At 65.0% G+C, this 18,490-nt stretch carries 22 protein-coding genes, 2 pseudogenes and 1 riboswitch; of the genes and pseudogenes, 15 read left to right on the top strand and 9 right to left on the bottom strand.

All coding sequences use genetic code 11. From position 1 onward, the window contains the following. Nucleotides 1-10 precede the first annotated feature (10 nt). Complete coding sequence (locus PA6_RS24260; RefSeq protein WP_003246765.1) at nt 11-631, bottom strand: DUF6088 family protein; 621 nt, start codon at nt 629-631, stop codon at nt 11-13. A 25-nt stretch (nt 632-656) separates the two neighbouring features. On the opposite strand from PA6_RS24260, the pseudogene PA6_RS24255 reads away from it, so the two are divergent. Further along, nucleotides 657-882 (top strand): annotated as a pseudogene (locus PA6_RS24255) (AbrB/MazE/SpoVT family DNA-binding domain-containing protein). A 141-nt stretch (nt 883-1,023) separates the two neighbouring features. Here the strand turns inward: PA6_RS24255 and PA6_RS24250 are convergent. Both PA6_RS24250 and PA6_RS24810 read right to left on the bottom strand, forming a co-directional pair. Beyond that, on the bottom strand, nt 1,024-1,248 hold the full coding sequence (locus tag PA6_RS24250; protein WP_306303623.1) for a BPSL0761 family protein: 225 nt from the start codon (nt 1,246-1,248) through the stop codon (nt 1,024-1,026). Between the two features lie 136 nt (nt 1,249-1,384). Continuing rightward, nucleotides 1,385-1,474 (bottom strand): antitoxin Xre/MbcA/ParS toxin-binding domain-containing protein, encoded by a 90-nt coding sequence (locus tag PA6_RS24810; protein WP_169728649.1) that lies wholly within the window; start codon nt 1,472-1,474, stop codon nt 1,385-1,387. On the opposite strand from PA6_RS24810, the gene PA6_RS15550 reads away from it, so the two are divergent. Beyond that, a complete protein-coding gene (locus tag PA6_RS15550; RefSeq protein WP_021701895.1) occupies nt 1,469-2,245 on the top strand; it encodes an AAA family ATPase in 777 nt (258 codons plus the stop codon). The two genes, PA6_RS24810 and PA6_RS15550, sit on opposite strands and share 6 nt — an antisense overlap. Before the next feature lie 137 nt (nt 2,246-2,382). Here the strand turns inward: PA6_RS15550 and hrpB are convergent, their stop codons facing one another. Beyond that, nucleotides 2,383-4,905 (bottom strand): ATP-dependent helicase HrpB, encoded by a 2,523-nt coding sequence (hrpB, locus tag PA6_RS15545; protein ID WP_021701894.1) that lies wholly within the window; start codon nt 4,903-4,905, stop codon nt 2,383-2,385. A 127-nt stretch (nt 4,906-5,032) separates the two neighbouring features. Then, nucleotides 5,033-5,416, bottom strand: a pseudogene (locus PA6_RS15540) (DEAD/DEAH box helicase); the annotation flags it as partial. Between the two features lie 105 nt (nt 5,417-5,521). Between PA6_RS15540 and PA6_RS15535 the strand changes: the two are divergent. The 8 genes from PA6_RS15535 to PA6_RS15500 all read left to right on the top strand — a co-directional run bounded on the left by PA6_RS15535 (nt 5,522) and on the right by PA6_RS15500 (nt 10,505). Then, nucleotides 5,522-5,938, top strand: coding sequence for a hypothetical protein (locus PA6_RS15535; RefSeq protein WP_021701892.1), 417 nt, complete (start codon nt 5,522-5,524; stop codon nt 5,936-5,938). Continuing rightward, a complete protein-coding gene (locus PA6_RS15530) occupies nt 5,938-6,441 on the top strand; it encodes a DinB family protein (protein WP_021701891.1) in 504 nt (167 codons plus the stop codon). Before PA6_RS15535 ends, PA6_RS15530 begins: the two co-directional genes overlap by 1 nt. Nucleotides 6,442-6,712: 271 nt before the next feature. Further along, the gene (locus PA6_RS15525; protein WP_021701890.1) at nt 6,713-7,585 is read left to right on the top strand and encodes a cation diffusion facilitator family transporter; all 873 of its coding nucleotides are present in this window, start codon (nt 6,713-6,715) and stop codon (nt 7,583-7,585) included. A gap of 66 nt (nt 7,586-7,651) precedes the next feature. After that, nucleotides 7,652-8,407 carry a VIT1/CCC1 transporter family protein gene (locus PA6_RS15520; protein WP_021701889.1) on the top strand — a complete coding sequence of 252 codons (756 nt, stop codon included), beginning with the start codon at nt 7,652-7,654 and terminating at the stop codon, nt 8,405-8,407. A gap of 98 nt (nt 8,408-8,505) precedes the next feature. Beyond that, entirely contained in the window at nt 8,506-8,925 is a 420-nt protein-coding gene (locus PA6_RS15515) for an MAPEG family protein (RefSeq protein WP_021701888.1), read from the top strand. Nucleotides 8,926-9,244: 319 nt separating this feature from the next. Continuing rightward, nucleotides 9,245-9,724 carry an Lrp/AsnC family transcriptional regulator gene (locus tag PA6_RS15510; protein ID WP_021701887.1) on the top strand — a complete coding sequence of 160 codons (480 nt, stop codon included), beginning with the start codon at nt 9,245-9,247 and terminating at the stop codon, nt 9,722-9,724. A gap of 84 nt (nt 9,725-9,808) precedes the next feature. Beyond that, the gene (locus PA6_RS15505; protein WP_021701886.1) at nt 9,809-10,027 is read left to right on the top strand and encodes a DUF2788 domain-containing protein; all 219 of its coding nucleotides are present in this window, start codon (nt 9,809-9,811) and stop codon (nt 10,025-10,027) included. Nucleotides 10,028-10,112: 85 nt separating this feature from the next. Beyond that, complete coding sequence (locus PA6_RS15500; RefSeq protein WP_021701885.1) at nt 10,113-10,505, top strand: globin; 393 nt, start codon at nt 10,113-10,115, stop codon at nt 10,503-10,505. Between the two features lie 7 nt (nt 10,506-10,512). Here the strand turns inward: PA6_RS15500 and PA6_RS15495 are convergent, their stop codons facing one another. Next, nucleotides 10,513-11,133: a pseudouridine synthase gene (locus PA6_RS15495; RefSeq protein ID WP_081693996.1), complete on the bottom strand. Its 621-nt coding sequence runs from the start codon at nt 11,131-11,133 to the stop codon at nt 10,513-10,515. 127 nt (nt 11,134-11,260) lie between these two features. Here PA6_RS15495 and ahr point away from each other — a divergent pair, with 127 nt between their 5' ends. Beyond that, a complete protein-coding gene (ahr, locus tag PA6_RS15490) occupies nt 11,261-12,286 on the top strand; it encodes an NADPH-dependent aldehyde reductase Ahr (RefSeq protein ID WP_021701883.1) in 1,026 nt (341 codons plus the stop codon). A gap of 5 nt (nt 12,287-12,291) precedes the next feature. Continuing rightward, nucleotides 12,292-12,765, top strand: a complete 474-nt coding sequence (locus tag PA6_RS15485) for a GNAT family N-acetyltransferase (protein ID WP_255209931.1) — start codon at nt 12,292-12,294, stop codon at nt 12,763-12,765. Here PA6_RS15485 and PA6_RS15480 read toward each other — a convergent pair. Next, entirely contained in the window at nt 12,697-13,548 is an 852-nt protein-coding gene (locus PA6_RS15480) for a hypothetical protein (protein WP_021701881.1), read from the bottom strand. The two genes, PA6_RS15485 and PA6_RS15480, sit on opposite strands and share 69 nt — an antisense overlap. 98 nt (nt 13,549-13,646) lie before the next feature. Next, nucleotides 13,647-15,113: an AMP nucleosidase gene (gene amn / locus PA6_RS15475; protein ID WP_043216774.1), complete on the bottom strand. Its 1,467-nt coding sequence runs from the start codon at nt 15,111-15,113 to the stop codon at nt 13,647-13,649. A 143-nt stretch (nt 15,114-15,256) separates the two neighbouring features. Between amn and PA6_RS15470 the strand changes: the two genes are divergently transcribed. After that, on the top strand, nt 15,257-15,970 hold the full coding sequence (locus PA6_RS15470) for a hypothetical protein (RefSeq protein ID WP_021701879.1): 714 nt from the start codon (nt 15,257-15,259) through the stop codon (nt 15,968-15,970). Between the two features lie 61 nt (nt 15,971-16,031). On the opposite strand, the gene PA6_RS15465 is transcribed toward PA6_RS15470, so the two are convergent. Then, nucleotides 16,032-16,712 carry an energy-coupling factor ABC transporter permease gene (locus tag PA6_RS15465; protein WP_021701878.1) on the bottom strand — a complete coding sequence of 227 codons (681 nt, stop codon included), beginning with the start codon at nt 16,710-16,712 and terminating at the stop codon, nt 16,032-16,034. A 40-nt stretch (nt 16,713-16,752) separates the two neighbouring features. Beyond that, nucleotides 16,753-16,951: riboswitch (cobalamin riboswitch) on the bottom strand. A gap of 100 nt (nt 16,952-17,051) precedes the next feature. Here PA6_RS15465 and PA6_RS23840 point away from each other — a divergent pair. Together PA6_RS23840 and PA6_RS15460 are read left to right on the top strand one after the other, a co-directional pair. Continuing rightward, nucleotides 17,052-17,195, top strand: coding sequence for a hypothetical protein (locus PA6_RS23840; RefSeq protein ID WP_167629370.1), 144 nt, complete (start codon nt 17,052-17,054; stop codon nt 17,193-17,195). A gap of 118 nt (nt 17,196-17,313) precedes the next feature. Then, nucleotides 17,314-18,468: an MFS transporter gene (locus tag PA6_RS15460; RefSeq protein ID WP_021701876.1), complete on the top strand. Its 1,155-nt coding sequence runs from the start codon at nt 17,314-17,316 to the stop codon at nt 18,466-18,468. The last annotated feature ends 22 nt before the right edge of the window (nt 18,469-18,490 follow it).

The following is an 18,490-nucleotide window of genomic DNA, read 5'->3' as shown; positions in this document are numbered from 1 at the left end:
CAGCTAACCGCTAGCCCAACTTGACAGGGTGGGTGCAGGTGCAACTCGACTGAGCGCAGATTGCATTCGCCATCCAGATAGGTAACGAGCGGTGAGCTGACACAAGAGCACCCCATTCGCTCTCGGGTAGCAGCTCATGAAGTTTGGAAACTGCATCCCCCGCGCTTGCCTCGCCAAGCCAAACCAATGCTCGGATGGCGTCCCCCGCTCCAGTAGCGCCAAGAGCCATTAACCATTGAGGCGCATGCCGAATCGATACGGTGGACTTGCCAACCTGAAGCTCCCTAGAACGTCCGGTGGTTAGAAAGACATACCGAATAGGAACCTGCGTTGTCAGCCCCCATTTGTTTGCGGCGCTAGCCCCAGTGGCGACTATCAACTCACCCCGCACGTTTGCCAATGAGCGGACGACCGTCTCAGGTGCCGGTGCGCGCACGCCGAACCGAGTTTCGACTGCTGCAACATAAAAGCCCCGAGCAACGCGAAACAGCATTCCACCCTCGACCAGTCGAGAGAACCCTCGCTGCACAGCATGTCGATTCCCCTGATGCAGGAATCTGCCTGGTGTCAGAATTTCACCCTCTGGAAGCTGTTGAATGATGTCCAGGATTTTCTCGGGAAGAGTCTTCATTGGCCGGCCAGAGCAGATGAAATCGATGCAGTTGGTCATCGAAGACTGGGATGGCGACGGAGCTATTTCACATTCCCGACGAGGTGCTCCAAGAGCTCGGTGTCGACGTCGGGGACAGCCTTTTCCTCATTGAGGAGTATGTCGGTACCGCCCGCTGTTTTGTGCTCAGTAAGTCGCCACAGATCCCAGATCGGGTAGATGAGCTTGTGAGCACCTGGGAAGCCTCCGTTCCAAAGCCCCCAGTAAAATGAATTGGTTTTGCAATCCCCTGCAGCTACTCTATGTCTGCAGCCCAAGAGCTTCCTCTCCCGGGCGCTGTACCGGTGATGAAACTTGGTTCGAGGCGGCCTCTAAGGCCGCCTTTATCATTTCTGCCCCGCCGAGCGATATACCTAGCCTGTAATTGAGGAGCTGAAGACTGGTCCCAAAGCCCCCAGTGGCAAGGTCTCCGACTGCTCTTCTATTCGCCCTGCCAGAAACACATCGTCCTGTGTAGGGAAGTGCCGCAAAAGGAACTTGGCATCTCGCCGCACCTTTTCAGGCAGGCTGCTATCTCGGGACAGTTCAACGAGAAAGTCTCGAGTCATTATCACCGCGCGAGAGCGCTCGTTCGGCATTGTCATTTCTGTCTCCATTGGAACCACGACTCCTCTGGCAGCATACGCCTGGGTTCGTGATTGCCCATACTGACGCAGCCAGACGCAGAGCCAAAGCCCCAAGATATCTTTTCCGGAAGCAAGAGCAGCGGCTCAGTCAGACCGGCAGTCCGTACTCAATGGCAAGCATCACCTGGCGTACAGCTCGACCGCCGACTTCGGTGCTCAGCAGGGAAACGGGTTGCACATTTCCAAGTCTCGTATTGATGGGGCCGCCGGCTCCCTTTCAAAGCTATCATTCTCGGTACGTCGAGTCGTCGACCTAGCCGGATGGGCTGCCAAAGGTGAAAGCCTTCTGGACTTACGCACCAACGGCCCCTTCAAAGGCCGCGGCGAATTGTTCCGATCCGCACAAGCTGGACTGCTTTCAGCCTGGGCGACAGGTGACGCCACCCAAGCTGCCACAGCTTTACTAGACTTCGTGAAAACCAATGAATCGGCGCTCAGAACTCACATGCCTGAGAATGCTGAATTCCGCGCTTGGGCACGCGAAATTTCAGACTGGCTTTACAGCACCGATCACATCACTGTCGGATACGGCTTGCAGTATGACGGCGTCGATATTGAGCAGTTGTCTCCTGGCACACGCGGCATCGTGTTACTACTGCTGTACCTAGCCATTGATGCGGAAGACGACCGTCCGCTGATCATCGACCAGCCAGAGGAGAACCTAGACCCTCAATCGATCTTCCAAGAGCTGGTATATCGCTTCCGTGATGCTAAAAAGCGGCGTCAGATCATTATCGTGACGCACAACGCCAACCTAGTGGTCAACACTGACGCGGATCAAGTGATCGTGGCTAAGTGCGGGTCGCATAGACCTGGCAAGTTACCGCTCATGACCTACGTGAGCGGTAGCCTCGAAAACCCGCTCATTAGGCAGCACGTCTGCGAGATCCTAGAAGGTGGTGAGCGTGCATTCAAGGAGCGCGCCAAACGTCTGCGGGTTTCAATCTGAACCCTATATCACGGCTCACTGAAACGAGAAGGGGCTTGAAATGGTGTCCACCAGAAACAGGTGACACCATGCCGCTAGCTGGAAGAACAGGGGAAGTGTGTTGGCCAGACGCTTACTGGGGGCTTCAGTCTCATCATTCAGATCTTCCTTGGCTTAGCTCTGGCCGTCGCCTCGGCCACCAATGGATCTTCAGGCCAATAATGCTTGGGGTATCTACCCTTCAAATCCTTCTTCACCTCCGCGTAGGTGCTTCGCCAGAAGTTCGCCAGATCCTGGGTGACCTGCACGGGCCTGCGGGCCGGCGATAGCAGGTGAAGAATCAGCGGCTGTTTGCCTTGGGCGATCCGTGGAGTTTCTGCCAGGCCAAACAGCTCCTGCAGCCGTACAGCGAGGATGGGTGGATGCTGCGAGTAGTCGATGCGAATACTCGACCCGGACGGCACTTGGATCGCCTGAGGTGCCTGGGCTTCCAGCTCTTGAGGAAGCGGCCAAGGCAGGAGATTTCTGACTATCGAGGACAGATCTAGCTGGCTGAAGTGACTGAGCCTGGTGACCTTGCCCAAGTATGGCGTGAGCCAGTCTTCCAGCGTGCCTAGAAGATTGCTGTCACTGAGATCAGGCCATTTGCTCGCCGGCTGGCCATTCTGGATTTCCAACTGACGCAGCAGCTCCACCCGTGCTTGCCACTGCCGCAGCTCAGGATTCCAGGGCAGGAGCTCGATACCCTTGCGCCTCACCAGGTTGACCAAGGCCAGCGAACGGGCTCGCTCATCGAGATCAGGCAGCGGTGTTGTAGTGATCACCAACTGCCCCACCTTCAGCTGCCGCTCTGCCTTGAGCACACCTTCTTTATCATCCCAATCAACCTCGTCGACCGACCTCACGAGACCAGCTAGCTCAATGTCGAACAAGACCGGATCGAGGTCGCTCGCCAAATAGATTCGCTCTTCACGCTGACCTTGCCGGCTGCCCAGATCGGCAACTACCAACCACTGATGTTTCGTGAGGGCATCTGGCTCCGAGAAGACAGCTGCTCGCCCATTAGCAAGACGATACTCGGACGCGCTTGAACGCCTCTGCAGACAGATCCGATCAGGGTAAGCGAACGCTACAAGGCATCCTACCCATCGAGGGTGATCTGGCTCGCTGACGGGGCTAGTGGCTTTTCCATGTAACAGGAATCGGTACTGCCGAGCAGACTGCTTCACCCGCAGGAGGAAACCACCACTACGACGTGAAAGTTGCTCGCCTGACAGCGCACTCAGCCTTGTGTGAAGGTCAGCACCTCCACCACGAAGGATGTCCTTTTCACCTAAAAGCGCCGCGATGTTGCAAGCCAGGTCACCCAGGCCCATCGCGTTGCCTTTGATAAGCAGGTGGGCGATTCGTGGATGCGCTGGGAGCTCGCTCATGGCCGATCCATGTGGCGTGAACTGTCCAGCATCATCGAGTGCGCCCAGTCGCTTGAGCAGGTCTCGGGCCTGAGCGAAAGGAGCAGAAGGAGGTTGATCGAGCCAGGTCATCTCTTCTGGCTTCATTCCCCAGCGAGCCAATTGGAGGGCCAGGGGTGCGAGATCGGCTTGCAGGATTTCGGGGGTACTGTAGCCGGACATTTGCTCGTGCTGCGACTCCGACCACAGACGATAGCAAACACCAGGCTCCAATCGTCCTGCCCGCCCCGCACGCTGAGTGGCGCTGGCCTTCGAGATACGCTGCGTGTCGAGTCGGGTCATTCCGCTACGAGGGTCGAACTTCGGCACACGCTCAAGACCACTGTCCACCACCACCCTGACACCTTCGATGGTCAAGCTTGTCTCAGCGATGTTCGTGGCCAGCACGATCTTCCGGGAGCCCGTGGGTGCTGGGTCTATAGCAGCACGCTGGGCGTTCAAGTCGAGATCACCGTACAGTGGGCATACAATCACGTCTGGGCTGCTGCTCAACTGCTCCATGAGAGTCTCCGCCACCCGCCGAATCTCTGCCTGCCCAGGAAGGAAAACTAGAACGCTTCCAGACTGTTCGTTGATTGCGGCCAAGCAGGTGTCTGCGACTCGCGCATCGATTCGCTCGCCCGGCTGGTATGGGCTACCCCAGACTGTCGAGACCGGATACATCCGTCCTTCGCTGGTGACTACTGGCGCGTCATTCAGCAGCTTTGAAAGGCGAGCACCTTCCAGTGTTGCGGACATCAGGAGCAGCTTCAGCGGGGGCTCATCACGCAGCAGTTCACGGCCACTCAGGCACAGGGCCAAGGCAAGGTCTGAATCGAGGTTTCGCAGGTGGTACTCGTCGAAGATGACCACGCCCACACCATCCAGCGCAGGATCATTTTGGAGCCGGCGAGCCAGGATACCCTCGGTGACTACTTCGATCTGGGTGAGAGGCCCCACCTTGCTTTCCAGACGGATGCGATAGCCGACTGTTTCACCAACCCTCTCACCCAGTTCACTCGCCAAACGCTCGGCAGCCGCCCTAGCAGCTAACCGGCGAGGTTCGAGCATGATGATCTTCTGGTTACCAAGCCAAGGCTCGTTCAGCAACGCCAACGGCACGCGAGTGGTCTTGCCCGCACCAGGAGGTGCTTCGAGGATGACTTCATGGCGCGCGGCCAAGGCCTCTCGAAGGTCTGGCAATACTTGGTCAATAGGTAGAGGAATCATCGAGGCTCCCAAATCAGGGGGGGGCAGTATACGACGGGCTCCGTAGAGTGGTGATTCAGCCCAAGGGCTGTGCTGGGTGGGCCGTGATTTTTTGACAGTAAAATGATGATTTATGTGCAATCAGCAAATCGTGGAATTCGTCGAAGATCACCAGGCCGACGCCGTCCAGCGCCGGATCGTCCTGCAGGCGGCGGGCAAGGATGCCCTCGGTGACCACCTCGATGCGGGTCTGCGGGCCGACCTTGCTGTCCAGGCGAATGCGATAGCCCACCGTCTCGCCAACGCTCTCGCCCAGCTCGCTGGCCAGGCGCTCGGCAGCGGCGCGGGCGGCCAGGCGACGCGGCTCCAGCATCAGGATCGATTGTCCGGCCAGCCAGGGCTCGCCGAGCAGGGCCAGCGGCACGCGGGTGGTCTTGCCGGCACCGGGTGGCGCCTCCAGCACGGCCTCGTGGTGCTCGGCCAGGGCTTGGCGGAGGGCGGGCAATACGTCGTCGATGGGCAGGCGGTTCATGGCTTCTCCGATTGGCCGGCGATTATACGAACCACGGCAGCGCTCGCGCATCCAACTGCATCGGCGGCCTTGCTATAGTGCCGTCCTCAATTCTCGGAGGTGCTTATGCCCAGCAAGACCCGCATCATCGGCAGTGTCGTCGCTCTCTCCCTGGTCACCCAGCTGACCGCCTGCGGCACCCTGTTCTTCCCGGATCGCCGCGGCCAGATCGAAGGCAAGATCGACCCCGTGGTAGCCGGCCTGAATGCCGTCGGCATCCTGTTCTACGTGATCCCCGGGCTGATCGCCTTCGGCATCGACTTCGCCACCGGCGCCATCTACCTGCCCAACAACCAGTACTCGCTGGCCCCGGAAAAGCTGCAAGACGCCATTGGCGCGGACGGCCGCGTCGACAACCTCAAGCTAAAGGCCATTCTGCAGCGCGAGCTGGGCCGCGACCTGCCGCTGGACGACCCGCGCCTGATCCAGCACAGTGGCAAGATCGAGCAACTGGCCGCCTACGGCCTGCGCGCGGAGGCCTGATGCAGCACCTCGCCACTCACCTGCAGCGCCTGCTGGCCTATCACGGCTGGTCTTACGCGCGCCTGCTCGGCGAGCTGGCGAGCCTGGACGAAGCGCCGTACCGCGCGCCCTGCGGGCTGTTCTTCGGCAGCATCCACGCCACCCTCAACCACCTGGCGGTGGCCGATCGCATCTGGCTGGCGCGGGTGCGCGGCGAAGCGCAGCCGTTCGCCCGCCTGGATGCCGAGGCGGTAGCCGAGCGCACCGCGCTGGAAAACTACCTGGAGGCCGGCGTGGCCGCCTGGCGCGACCACCTGGAAGGGCTGGTCGATGTCGAGCTGCTGGCCCCGCTGGCCTACCGCAACATGGCCGGCGAACCCCAGCAGCGCTCGCGCCTGGAGATCATCACCCACCTGGTCAACCACGGCACCCACCATCGCGGCCAGATCAGCGCGGCGCTGACCGCAATGGGCCGCCCGGCGCCGGTGCTGGACTACATCTACGCCCTGCCGGAACTGCCATGACACTAGGGTCTGCTCCCGTTTCGCCGCGACCGCGACGGAGCCCGTTTTGGCGCGGGGCTAGGCGCGAGACGCGAAGTTTGGTCGTCCAAATGAGCCGGCGAGTAACGACGTTCCGCGCCAAAACGGGCCCGTCCCTTTGGGTTGCGCGTAAAATCGCGCCATGCGTCGTTGCAGGACTTGGCAAGGGAATGACCATTGCCTGCGTCCCGCGCCTAGCCTGGCGCGATTTTACGCTGCAACGCGGTTCGCGCCGAAACGGGAGCAGACCCTAATGCCGCAACACGCCCGCCTGATGCGCCTGGCCAGCCGGGCGGCGCTCGCCACCGCCCTGCTGCTGGCCCTGGCCAAGGCCGTGGCCTGGTGGCTGAGCGGCTCGGTGAGCCTGCTCGCCGGCCTCACCGACTCGCTGCTGGATGGAGCTGCCTCGCTGCTCAACCTGATTGCCGTGCACTACGCCCTGCGCCCGGCCGACGAGGATCACCGCTACGGCCACGGCAAGGCCGAGGCCCTGGCCGGCCTGGCCCAGGCCCTGTTCGTCGGCGCCAGCGCGGTGCTGGTGGCGGTGCAGGCCATTGATCACCTGCAGCACCCGCAACCACTCGGCGCCCAGACCCTGGGCATCGCGGTGATGCTGTTGTCGCTGGCGATGACGGTCGCCCTGTTGCTGTTCCAGCGCCACGTGGTGCGTGTCACCGGCTCCACGGCGGTACGCGCCGACTCGCTGCACTACCGCTCCGACCTGCTGCTCAACAGCGGCATCCTCCTCGCCCTGGTGCTGGCCGGCTTCGGCTGGCAGCGTCTGGACCCGCTGTTCGGCTTAGGGATTGCCGCCTACATCCTGTGGAGCGCGGTGAGCATCGTGCGCGAGGCCGTCGCCGTGCTGATGGACGAGGAGCTGGCACCGGAGCTGAGTGAACGCATGCACCTGCTGGCCAGTGGCGTACCCGGGGTACTGGGTACGAGCGACCTGCGCACGCGTATCTCCGGCACCCACTGGTTCGTCCAGCTGCATGTGGAGCTGCCAGGCGATCTGAGCCTGCAGCAGAGCCACAGCCTGTGCAAACAGGTGGAAGACGCCATCCGCAGCGAGTTCCCCCGCGCCCAGGTGCTGGCCTACGCGACCCCGACGGCAGCCGCGGCCTGAACACCACGGGCACGAAGGCAGGTTCGCGCTTATGCTGCATCCGGGACTGAAGCGCGAACCGGCACCATGAAGAAGACCAGCCTCGAAACGCTGCATCGTCAGCACCAGCCCGCCGCCATCGAACAGCGCCTGAGCCGGCCGTTGCAGCCGCGCTATGTCGCCGATGCCGTGCTGGGGGCCATCGACGGCTGCGTCACCACCTTCGCCGTCGTCGCCGGCGCAGTGGGCGCCGGCTTCTCGGCCTCGGTGGCGCTGATCATGGGTTTCGCCAACCTGCTGGCCGACGGCTTCAGCATGGCCGTGAGCAACTACGAGGCGGTCAAGGCCCTGCACGAGTTCCGCGAGACGGCCCGGGCTACCGAGGAAGAACACATCGCGCGTGTGCCCGACGGCGAGCGGGAAGAGATCCGCCAGATCTTCGCGCGCAAGGGCTTCAGCGGCGAAACACTGGACAGGATAGTCGCGACCATCTGCCAGGATCGCCAGCTGTGGGTGGAGACCATGCTCAGCGAGGAATACGGCCTGCAGCAGGCGCCACCGGCCCCCCTGGTTTCCGCCGCCGTGACCTTTGCCACCTTCCTGCTCGCCGGCAGCTTGCCGCTGCTGCCGCTGTTCTTCACCCGCCTGGACATGCAACGCCAGTTCCTCATCAGCGCGCTGCTGGCAGCCGCCGTGTTCTTCTCCATCGGCATGCTGAAAAGCCTGGTGTTCGCCAAGCCGCTGTTGCGCTCCGGGCTCTACACCCTGCTCACCGGTGGTGCCGCCGCGTCCCTGGCCTTCCTCGCCGGGTACCTGCTGCAGCAGCTCTTCGGCGCCAGCTGAGCCCCTCCCGGCAAGCGCAGGCGAACGGCGCGAGCAACTAGAGCAAATACTCTAAAAACACTAGACTGCGTGGCAAACCAACAACAAAAGGCGTCACCATGAACCTGTCCCCCTCCGCCATCGCCCTGCTCGGCCTGGTTGCCTGGCCGCTGCTGCTGATGTTCCTGATCATCAACCAACGCGGCCTGCTGGTGCTCGGCGGGCGGATGAAGGTCAACGCCTTCGCCCCGGATGGCAGCAACACGCCGAGCGCCTTTGGCCAGCGCCTGGTGCGCAGCCACGCCAACTGCCTGGAGAACCTGCCGCTGCAGGCGGCCGTGCTGCTCTACGCGATGCACGCCGGGCAGACCGCCCTGACCGATCCGCTGGCGCTGTTGTTGCTGGGCGCGCGCCTGTTCCAGTCGGCGATGCACCTGATCAGCACCGGCCCGCTGTTCGTCTGGCTACGCTTTGCCGGCCTGCTGGCGCAGATGCTGATCCTCGCCTGGTGGCTGCTGCGCCTGAGCGGCCTGGCCTGATTGGCAGGCAAGAAAAAGGGGAGGCACTAGGCCTCCCCTTTTTCGTGTCCGGCACTGGCGATCGTGTCACCGCTTTCCTCGCCCGCCTGGTTGGGCGGTGCGGACCCGGGAGCCTGCGCGACCCGGTAGGATCGCCGGCGCCGCGGCGCCTGATTGGGCAGCGCGGTTGGACATGTCGTCCGGGCCATGAAACTGAGGGAAAGCTTATCGAGGCCGGGGCACCAAATTATTGCTAATATTGCTCAATCAAACATGACTTGCGCAATTTTTCTTCACTGTTAGATTGATCAGCGCAATCTGCAAACAAAGAAGACCTGCCATGAACAAGCTGGACCGCTACGACCTGCGCATCCTCGCCGAACTGCAGCACGACGCGCGCATCTCCAACCAGGAGCTGGCCGAACGCATCGGCCTGTCGCCATCGCCCTGTTCGCGGCGGGTCAAACAACTGGAAGACGATGGCTATATCGTGCGCCAGGTCGCCCTGCTGGACCGCAAGAAACTCGGTCTGTCGCTGACTGCCTTCGTCCTCATCGGCATGGACCGCCATACCCCGGAGCGCTTCGAACATTTCCAAGAAGTGATCCGCCAGTGCCCGGAAGTGCTGGAGTGCAGCCTGGTGACCGGAATGGACGCCGACTACCAGCTCAAGGTGGTGGTACCGGACATGGACCACTACCAGAAATTCCTCCTCGGCCAGCTGACCCGCATCGAAGGCGTCACCAGCGTGCGCTCCAGCTTCGTGCTCAACCAGGTGCTGTCCAGCACCGAGCTACCCCTGGAGCATCTGCGCAGCTGAACCGCGCGGCAAATGCTGCAGTGGCCGACGAGGCGCGTATAATGCCGGCCCCGTCGCCATTCCCTGCATTTCCGAGAGGCCCAGATGGAAACCGAACAGTTCGAAGCCCTGATGATGTACGTCCTGGTGGGCGGGCTCATGCTGTTCATGTTCTTCATCATCTGGGACCTGGCCAAGAAGTCCAAGGCCGGCCGTCTCGGCACCGCCATCCTGTTCCTCGGCCTGGGCCTGTGCCTGTTCGCCTTCCTGGCCAAGCCGATCATCACCTACATCATCGAGATGACCCGCGGCATCCACGGCTGAGGGTGTCGCCAGTCGCGCGAGCGACGTCTGACTGACCTACGGCAGCGTCTGGCACGCTGCCTTCCCGCTATTTACAGGAGTTATCATGAGCCCCGCAGACCTGGTGATGCAGAGCTATGGACGCTGCTGCGCCAGCCCCACTTTCTTCGACGACTTCTATCGCAGCTTCCTCGACAGCTCGCCGCAAATCCGCGCCAAATTCGCCGAGACCGACATGCCGGCGCAGAAACTGCTCCTGCGCCAGGGCATCCTCAACCTGGTGATGTACGCGCGCGGCATGTCCGACAGCAAGCTGCGTGCCCTGGGCGAGAGCCACTCGCGCGGTCGCCTGGACATTCGCCCGGAACTCTACGACCTGTGGCTGGATGCCCTGCTGCTGACCGTTTCCGGCCACGACAAGCAGTTCAACGAAAGCATTCGCAGTGCTTGGCGCGAAGTGCTGAACAAAGGCATCAGCGTGATCAAGGCCGGTTACTGAGCCGACCTCAGCGCAGCCTGGGCTCCAGTTCACGCCACTGCCCGGGCGCCAGACCATCCAGACTCCAGGGGCCGATGCGCACCCGCACCAGGCGCAGGGTGGGCAGGCCCACGGCGGCGGTCATGCGCCGCACCTGACGATTGCGTCCCTCGCGAATCACCAGCTCCAGCCAGGCGGTCGGCACGCTCTTGCGAAAGCGCACCGGCGGATTTCTTTCCCACAGCAGCGGCTCGTCCAGGCGGCGCGCCTCGGCCGGCAGGGTCGGGCCGTCATTCAGCTGCACGCCATTGCGCAGCTGCACCAGCTGCTCCTCGCTCGGCTCGCCCTCCACCTGCACCCAGTAGGTCTTGGCCAGCTTGTGCTTGGGATCGGCGATCTGCGCCTGCAGGCGGCCGTCATTAGTCAGCAGCAACAGGCCCTCGCTGTCGCGATCCAGACGCCCGGCCGGGTAGACCCCGGGCACGGCGACGAAGTCCTTGAGGGTGGCACGGCCCTGCTCGTCCTGGAACTGGGTGAGCACGTCGAACGGCTTGTTCAGCATGATCAGCCGCGGCGCGGCCGGCGGCGCCTTGGCCACCCGCCGCGGGGCGGGATGACGGGGCTGGGAAGGACGGGGTGGGCGCGCCATGCGGGCTCCGCGACTGAGGGAAAGCGCGCAGTTTAACTGAGCATCATCAAGCGCGTTGATGATGTGCCGCAGCGCCGCACATCCGGCTAAGCTGCTGCCATCGCATCGACCGCAGAGGACGCCGCACATGAGCCATGAACTCGCCACCTTCACCGGCTGGGCCGCCACCGCACCGGGCGCGCCGCTCGAACGCCACAGCTACGATCCCGGCCCGCTGGGCGCCGAGGAGGTCGAGGTGGCCGTGGAGTACTGCGGCATCTGCCATTCCGACCAGTCGATGATCGACAACGAGTGGGGCAACGCCCGCTATCCCTTCATCCCCGGCCATGAGGTGGTCGGCACCATCGTCCGCGTCGGCGAGCAGGCGCGCGGCCTCAAGCTCGGCCAGCGCGTCGGCATCGGCTGGTACAAGGGCAGCTGCATGCATTGCGGCTCGTGCATGGAAGGCTCACACAACCTCTGTCGCACGGTGAAACCGACCATCGTCGGCAGCCACGGCGGCTTCGCCGATCGCCTGCGCGCGCACTGGGCCTGGGCCGTTCCGCTGCCGGCGGGGCTCGATCCGGCGCTGGTCGGCCCGCTGTTCTGTGCCGGCTCCACGGTGTTCAGCCCGTTGCTGGAGTTCGACATCAAGCCCACCGACCGCGTCGGCGTGGTCGGCATCGGCGGCCTCGGGCATCTGGCGCTGCGCTTCCTCAACGCCTGGGGTTGCGAGGTCACCGCCTTCACCTCCTCGCTGAGCAAGCAGGCGGAGGCCATGAGCCTGGGCGCGCACAAGGTGGTGGCATCCACCGACAGCAAGGCGCTCAAGGCCATCGCCGGCACCCTCGACTTCCTGCTGGTCACCGCCAGCGCCGACCTGGACTGGAACGCCATGCTCGCCACCCTGCGCGGCAAGGGCCGCCTGCATTTCGTCGGCATCGTGCCCAACGCGATTCCCACCCACGTGTTCAGCCTGATTCCGCAGCAGAAGAGCCTGTCCGGCTCGCCGGTAGGCTCGCCGTCGAGCATGGCGACCATGCTGGAGTTCTGCGCCCGCCACCAGATCCTGCCGCAGGTCGAACACTTCCCGATGAGCCAGGTGAACGCCGCACTGGACCACCTGCGTGCCGGCAAGGCGCGCTACCGCGTGGTGCTGGACGCCAGCCGGTGAGCGAACTGCTGCACTGGCGCCGCGCCCCGGCCTGGCACCTGGGCGCGGTCGATGGCACCGACCGGCCGGCCCTGCTGCAGGTGTGGGAGGCGGCGGTACGCGCCACCCACCACTTCCTCGCCGAGGAGGACATCCAGTTCTACCGGCGCATGCTCGCCGAGCAGTATTTCGACCTGGTGCGCCTGACCTGCCTGCGCGATGAGCGCGGCCGGGTGCTGGGCTTTTGCGGCACCGCCGAGGATCGCCTGGAAATGCTCTTCGTCGACCCGACACAGCACGGCCACGGCCTGGGCAAGGCACTGCTGCGCCACGCCATCGAGCATGACGGCGTACGCCTGGTCGACGTCAACGAACAGAACCCGGGCGCCCTGGCCTTCTACCTGGCCCAGGGCTTCGAACAGATCGGCCGTTCAGCGCTGGATGGGGCCGACCGGCCCTTCCCCCTGCTGCATCTGCGGCTGCGCGAGAGTCGGCTGTAGCGCTGAGTGCCACTGCCGCAGCCGGCGCGACAGCAGTATCTCCGTCGCGATCATGGCCAGCAGCAGCGCGGCGAACAGCAGCAGCGACAGGTACAGAGGTTTGAACACCTGGCCGATCTGACGCTTGAGCAGATCGAGCAGGAAGTCGGCCTGGAACAGCTGCTCGACCCGCGCATCCAGCGCAGCCAGCACCACCTTGCGATCCACCCCGATGTACTTGTCGGCCTGCTGCGCCACGGTGTCGCGCACCAGCTCTTCGAGCATGGCCGCCTGCAGCAGATCGAGCAGGCCCGACGCCATGCGCTCGGTCAGGCTGGCTTGCTCCAGCAGCGGCGCCCGCGCCAGCATTTCCGCCTGCAGGTACTGCGCAGCCAGATGATTGAGCACGCTCTGCACGCTGCTGGCCTGCAGCTCCTGCACCAGCGCCTGCTGATTCTGCGCTTGCAGGTAAGCCTCGAAATCGCGCCACAGATCATCGGCGACGCCCTGCACCAGCGGCGCGTAACTGTCCAGGTGCCGGTAGATCTGCTGCTGGCCGCCATACAGCAGGCCGGCCTGCAGGCCGAGGAAGGCGCCGCCGGCAGGCAACAGCAGGAAGTACAGCTTGAGCAGCCAATGATGCCAGCGCTTGCGCCGCCCCAGCCAACCGCGGCGCTGCAACTGCAGCGCCACAAGCAGGCCGCCAACCAGGCCCAGCAGGACGCCGAGGCAACTGTAGCCAAACAACGGTAGAAAACTGAAAGGCTCCCACAGGCCCTGCAGCAGGCTCCTGGCCTGGTCCATGAATGCAACGCTCCCTGTCATGACCGCAAGGCGCACAGCCTAACGCAAGCCGGACGCCTCCCGCGCGACCCGAGCCCCTGGATGTGCGCCAGAGCGCATCAGCGGAACGGCGGCTCGTCGAAGCTGCGCAGCTTGCGCGAATGCAGCGAGTCGAGCTGGCAGCGCAGCAGGTCGAGTGCGGCGATGCCGATCGCCAGGTGCTGGCTGACCGCGCGCTGGTAGAAGCCGGTGGCCGAGCCGGGCAGCTTGATCTCGCTGTGCAGCGGCTTGTCCGACACGCACAGCAGGGTGCCGTAGGGCACCCGCAGGCGATAGCCCTGGGCCGCGATGGTGCCGCTCTCCATGTCCACCGCCACCGCGCGCGACAGGTTGATCAGCGGCCGCTCATGGGCCCAGTGCAGCTCCCAGTTGCGGTCGTCGTAGGTCAGCACGGTGCCGGTGCGCAGGCGCTTCTTCAGGGTCTCGCCGCGCTCGCCGGTGACGCTGGCGGCCGCCTCCTGCAACGCCTGCTGCACCTCGGCCAGGGCCGGGATGGGAATGTGCGGCGGCAGCACACGGTCGAGAATGCCGTCCCTGCGCATATAGGCGTGGGCCAGCACATAGTCGCCGATGGTCTGCGACTGACGCAGGCCGCCGCAGTGGCCGATCATCAGCCAGCAGTGCGGGCGCAGCACCGCCAGGTGGTCGGTGATGTTCTTGGCGTTGGACGGACCGACGCCGATGTTGACCAGGGTGATGCCGTGGCCGTCGCTGGCGATCAGGTGATAGGCCGGCATCTGGTAGCGGTGCCAGACCACTGCGTCGGCCACCGCCTGGGCATCCTCCTCCGAGGTGCCGCGCTCGATGATCACGTTGCCCGGTAGCACCATGCGCACGAAGCGCGGGTTGTCGCGCAGCTGCTCCAGGCCATGGCGGATAAACTGGTCGACGTAGCGGTGATAGTTGGTCAGCAGGATCCACGGCTGCACGTGGCGCCAGTCGCTGCCGCTGTAGTGCTGGATGCGCTTGAGCGAGAAGTCGGTACGCGCCGCATCGAACAGCGCCAGCGGCAGGTCGCTGCTGTCACCCCAGCCGTACAGGCCGTCAGCCACCGAATCGGTGGCGGCGGACAGGTCGGTGCTGGGAAACACGCGTGCCAGCTCGGCGGCGGTCACCCCGGAGCCGGACAGCTCGTCACCCTGGTCGACCACATAGGGATAGGGAATGTTCTGCTGGCTGAAGCCGACCTCGACCGTTACCGAAAAGTCTTCCATCAGCGGCCGCAGCTGATCCAGCAGGTAACCGCGAAAGGCCAGCGGCTGGGTCACGGTGGCGCGGTAGGTGCCCGGCACCTGCACCTTGGCGTAGGCGCGTACGCTGCTCGGCACCTCGCCCTGGCAGAGGTAGGTCAGACGCAGCTCGGGGTAGCGGAACAGCGCGCGTTCGGTTTCGCCGGGCAGGGTGCGCTCCTTGAGGTAGCGCTTGAGCGCCAGGCTGAGAGCATCGGTGGCCTGGCGATGCAGGGCGGCGAGGCGATCGACGGCCTCCTCGGCCGTGGTGGCGACGATGAAATCGGTAGACGACATGACAGTCACGGGACAGCTTCCTGGCTTGGCAACGGCTCTATCTTGCGCCGTGCGACAGGTGGCCCGCCAGTCCCGACACAACCGGCAGGCACAGCCGGGCGTCAGCTTCTAGGCTTAGAGCTCGGACACCCCGGGAGCTAAACATGCGCGCCCTGTCGCTTCTCTGCCTGCTTGCCTGTATCAGCCCGCCCCTGCTGGCCGCCGATCTCGACGGGCGCTACCAGGGCACCCTCGACGAGCGCCCGGTGGAGCTGGTGTTGCGCAGCCAGGGGCAGCAGGTGGAAGGCGAGTACATCGAGGACCAGCAGCGCTTCCGCGTCAGCGGCCACTTCAATGGCCAGGCTCTGCAGGTGCAGATCAGCGCGCCGGGTTCCGGCCAGGTGCTGGCCAACATGAATGCCAACTACGCCAACGACATGCTCGCCGCCAGCCTGGCCGCGCGCGACCCGCAGAGCGGCCAGACGCTGCTGCGCGAGACGCTGTTCCAGCGGGTCGCCACTGCCCCGCCGCAGGCGGACCCGCGGCAGGACCCGGCGCTGATCGGCACTTGGGTCTACGAACAGATGACCAACAGCGAGGGCCTGGAATATGCCTCGCTGACCACGGTCACCACCCTGCGCATTCGCGCCGACGGCAGCATCGAACAATGGCGCCGCAGCGTGGCTGGCGGCAGCGAATGGAGCTACGACCGCCCCGGCGAGCTGCTTTACAGCGGGCGCTGGCGCAGCGAGCAGGGCCTGCTGCTGGTGCAGTTGAAAGGGGCGACGGAGTTCCAGCCGGCGGCGCGCTATCGCTTCGACACGCCCTACCTGATCACCGAGAGCAACACCGGCAGGATGATCTGGCAGCGGCGCTGAGTCACGCACCCAGCGCCGGCGAGGGAGGCGCCAGACCGCCAGGCGGTCCGGCGCGGCAGGGTCAGGCCGGCTGGTGCAGGCGCACGTTGAACAGCGGGCCCTGGCTGTAGCGCGACAGAGCCTTGGCGGCGGCCAGCACACCCAGGTCGATCAGCGGTTCGAGCAGCACCACGCTCATGTAGGCCAGGCCGAAGCTGCCGACCGACGCCAGGTTCTCGCTGGAGAAGCCGTGGCCGTAGAACGCCCAGAACGCCACCCAGGCGACGATGCCGCCCTGGTAGGCGGTGGACAGTGCCAGCGCCTGCGTGTAGCGGGTGTCCACATAGGCGGTGCGCGCCGGGATGATGCGCTTGGCCAGCAGGTGGATGCCCCACAGCGGCAGCAGCAGGGTGGTGACGTTCATGCCGTACTGCGGCAGGTCGAACTGGGCGAAGAACAGGCCCTGGATCAGCAGCCCGACGGCCAGGCCGATGGCCGCCGCACCGGCGCCGAACAGCAGCAGCAGGGTCGAGCCGAGGATCAGGTGCACTTCCGAGACGCCTACCGGGTGATGCGGCAGGACCTCGAAGAAGCCGAACACCAGAACGCTGGCAATCAGGCTGCGCAACGCCAGGGCCAGGGCCCCGCCGTTGTCGCGAATACTGTCACGGGCCAGCTTGACGGTCAGGCCCAGGCCGGCGACGGCCGTGGCATAGCTGAGGAAGATCTTGGCGCCTTCGACGACACCCGGTTCGATATGCATGAGGATTCCTTTTCCGCGCCCACCGCGCGGTAATCTGGAGGTGGTTGGAGGTGCGATGGCAGGTCTCCTGGCTCGCGGCTCGACGCTCCGCCCGCCTTCCCGACCCGAAGGTCAGTGGCATGTGGGCTTCGCTCGCCGCTTACAGTTGCGGGGGCAGCCAGGGCATTGGCGACATGCGCCGCACCCTGTTCCCTTTTCATCCACCCACGAGGGGCGGAACCATCGGCGGCCACCTTAACGTCATGCGCCGGCAAAAGACAGCCCGTCCGCCGCGCATTGACCCCGGCCAACCCGCGCCCTAGACTGCGCGCCCCGCCGAATCCAGCGAAACCGCCTGCAATGTCGTCGTCAGCCCACCTGCCCTGCTCCGCCCAGCCCGATCCGCGGCTGCTGGCGCGCACCTGGCCGCGTGATGCCCTGCAACGTCGCCGCCGCAGCGTGCTGTTCGCCTTCACCTTCTCGCCTCCCGCCGCCCACCGCTGAGTCACGCCGGCGCTTGCGCCACGACTCCCCCGCGCCCTCGTTACCTGTCCCGCCCCTCGGCGTGGGCAACCTTCGCTTTATTGGCCGCGCCCGGGCCGCAAACGGGCTGGAGAGAGACATGAACCCTCGCTATCTGCTCGGCGTGCTGATCTTCGCCGTGTCCGTGGTCGGCCTGAGCATGGGCGCCACCCTGCCGCTGGTGGCCCTGCGTCTGCATCAGGCCGGCGCCGGCAGCCTGGCCATCGGCGCGCTGTCGGCCATGCCGGCGGCCGGGATGATCCTCGGCGCCCTGCTGGTCGGTCGCCTGTGTCGCCGTTTCAGCGGCCGCCAGCTGTACCTCGCCTGCTTCGCCCTGTGTCTGCTGGCCAGCGCCGCCCTGCTGCTGCCCGAGCCGAGCCTGCCGCTGCTGGCCAGCGCGCGCCTGCTGCTCGGCGTCGGCATGGGTGTGCTGGTGATCCTCGGCGAGTCCTGGGTCAACGAGCTGTGCGACGAGCGCAAGCGCGGCCAGATCGTTGCGCTCTACGCCGCCTGCTTCACCGGCTGCCAGCTCGGCGGCCCGGCGATGATCAGCCTGTTCGGTGCCGCCAGCGCCTGGCCGGTGCTGCTGGTGGTGGCCGCCAACCTGGTGGCCCTGGCGCTGGTCTGGCACAGCCTGCCGGCGGACTGGTCGGAGACGGCGGAGGAAGCGCCACGGCGCTTCTCCCTGCTCGGCTTCGTCCGCGTCGCCCCGGCGCTGTGCCTGGGCGTGCTGTTCTTCGCCTTCTTCGATGCGGTGGTGCTGTCGCTGTTCCCGGTGTATGCCAGCGGGCATGGCTGGGCCGTCGGCGTGGCGGCACTGATGGCCAGCGTGATCCTCGGTGGCGACATGCTTTGCCAGGTACCTCTGGGCTGGCTCTCCGACCGCGTCGAACGGCGCGCCCTGCACCTGGCCTGCGGCCTGGTGACCCTGGCCATCGGCCTGGCGCTGCCCTGGCTGATCGAGCAGCGCGAACTGCTGTGGCCGGCCCTGACGATCCTCGGCGCCGCCGCCGGCGGCATCTACACCCTGGCCCTGGTGCTGATCGGCCAGCATTTCCGCGGCCCCGACCTGGTCACCGCCAACGCCTGCGTGGGCATGCTGTGGGGTGTCGGCAGCCTGCTCGGCCCGCTGCTCAGTGGCGCGCTGATGGGCATCGGCCCGCAGGGCCTGCCGCTGGCCCTATGCCTGGCGGCCAGTCTGTTCGTGGTGGCCGCATTCGGCGCCCTGCCGCTGACGCGACGGGTGTTCTCCTAAGGATGGATGGCGCGACGGCGGC

Source organism: Aquipseudomonas alcaligenes NBRC 14159 (assembly GCF_000467105.1).
Classification (GTDB): Bacteria; Pseudomonadota; Gammaproteobacteria; order Pseudomonadales; family Pseudomonadaceae; genus Aquipseudomonas; species Aquipseudomonas alcaligenes.
The sequence above is the reverse complement of the archived record's forward strand: the minus strand, read 5'-3'. Positions and strand labels throughout refer to the sequence as shown.

What these genes read in the sequence shown, in the direction of transcription:
- PA6_RS15525 (WP_021701890.1), top strand. Translation starts at nt 6,713, where the DNA reads ATGCCGCAACACGCCCGCCTGATGCGCCTGGCCAGCCGGGCGGCGCTC.
- PA6_RS15515 (WP_021701888.1), top strand. Translation starts at nt 8,506, where the DNA reads ATGAACCTGTCCCCCTCCGCCATCGCCCTGCTCGGCCTGGTTGCCTGG.
- PA6_RS15495 (WP_081693996.1), bottom strand. Translation starts at nt 11,133, where the DNA reads ATGGCGCGCCCACCCCGTCCTTCCCAGCCCCGTCATCCCGCCCCGCGG.
- PA6_RS15510 (WP_021701887.1), top strand. Translation starts at nt 9,245, where the DNA reads ATGAACAAGCTGGACCGCTACGACCTGCGCATCCTCGCCGAACTGCAG.
- PA6_RS15465 (WP_021701878.1), bottom strand. Translation starts at nt 16,712, where the DNA reads ATGCATATCGAACCGGGTGTCGTCGAAGGCGCCAAGATCTTCCTCAGC.
- PA6_RS23840 (WP_167629370.1), top strand. Translation starts at nt 17,052, where the DNA reads ATGTCGTCGTCAGCCCACCTGCCCTGCTCCGCCCAGCCCGATCCGCGG.
- PA6_RS15535 (WP_021701892.1), top strand. Translation starts at nt 5,522, where the DNA reads ATGCCCAGCAAGACCCGCATCATCGGCAGTGTCGTCGCTCTCTCCCTG.
- PA6_RS15470 (WP_021701879.1), top strand. Translation starts at nt 15,257, where the DNA reads ATGCGCGCCCTGTCGCTTCTCTGCCTGCTTGCCTGTATCAGCCCGCCC.
- PA6_RS15520 (WP_021701889.1), top strand. Translation starts at nt 7,652, where the DNA reads ATGAAGAAGACCAGCCTCGAAACGCTGCATCGTCAGCACCAGCCCGCC.
- PA6_RS15505 (WP_021701886.1), top strand. Translation starts at nt 9,809, where the DNA reads ATGGAAACCGAACAGTTCGAAGCCCTGATGATGTACGTCCTGGTGGGC.
- PA6_RS15460 (WP_021701876.1), top strand. Translation starts at nt 17,314, where the DNA reads ATGAACCCTCGCTATCTGCTCGGCGTGCTGATCTTCGCCGTGTCCGTG.
- PA6_RS24250 (WP_306303623.1), bottom strand. Translation starts at nt 1,248, where the DNA reads ATGCCGAACGAGCGCTCTCGCGCGGTGATAATGACTCGAGACTTTCTC.
- PA6_RS15480 (WP_021701881.1), bottom strand. Translation starts at nt 13,548, where the DNA reads ATGGACCAGGCCAGGAGCCTGCTGCAGGGCCTGTGGGAGCCTTTCAGT.
- PA6_RS15500 (WP_021701885.1), top strand. Translation starts at nt 10,113, where the DNA reads ATGAGCCCCGCAGACCTGGTGATGCAGAGCTATGGACGCTGCTGCGCC.
- amn (WP_043216774.1), bottom strand. Translation starts at nt 15,113, where the DNA reads ATGTCGTCTACCGATTTCATCGTCGCCACCACGGCCGAGGAGGCCGTC.
- PA6_RS15530 (WP_021701891.1), top strand. Translation starts at nt 5,938, where the DNA reads ATGCAGCACCTCGCCACTCACCTGCAGCGCCTGCTGGCCTATCACGGC.
- hrpB (WP_021701894.1), bottom strand. Translation starts at nt 4,905, where the DNA reads ATGATTCCTCTACCTATTGACCAAGTATTGCCAGACCTTCGAGAGGCC.
- PA6_RS24260 (WP_003246765.1), bottom strand. Translation starts at nt 631, where the DNA reads ATGAAGACTCTTCCCGAGAAAATCCTGGACATCATTCAACAGCTTCCA.
- ahr (WP_021701883.1), top strand. Translation starts at nt 11,261, where the DNA reads ATGAGCCATGAACTCGCCACCTTCACCGGCTGGGCCGCCACCGCACCG.